Annotated in this window: 1 protein-coding gene; it reads right to left on the bottom strand. The window is 35.4% G+C overall.

Translation table 11 applies throughout. The features are described 5' to 3' along the window. Window positions 1-297: Type 1 glutamine amidotransferase-like domain-containing protein (locus SB754_RS19775; RefSeq protein ID WP_410784092.1), on the bottom strand; the 297-nt coding region annotated here is incomplete at both ends.

The raw sequence follows: 297 nt of genomic DNA, 5'->3' as shown, positions 1-297 counted from the left end.
CTAACTCTAAACCTTTTATTACTTGTGTTTCGGGATAATCTTCATCTTTTGTGATAATACAATCTCTGCAAAAAACTAAAGCCCCAGCACTGACACCCACCATTAAGCCCGGGAAACCTTTAATAGCTTGTATCAATTCTTTTGCAATCAAACTTTCCATTAACTTCTCTGGTCTTCCGCCAGTAAAATAAAGAACATTATGGTCTTTTATTTCATTTTGCATTTCTTGATTTGTGAGTCGATAGTCTAGTAGTTTAATATGCTCCATTCCTATATCCCCAAATGATTTCTTGGCAG

It is taken from the genome of Leifsonia sp. SIMBA_070 (assembly GCF_046534635.1).
Classification (GTDB): Bacteria; Actinomycetota; Actinomycetes; order Actinomycetales; family Microbacteriaceae; genus Leifsonia.
Note: the sequence above shows the minus strand (reverse complement) of the source record. Positions and strands in the feature narration are given on the sequence as shown.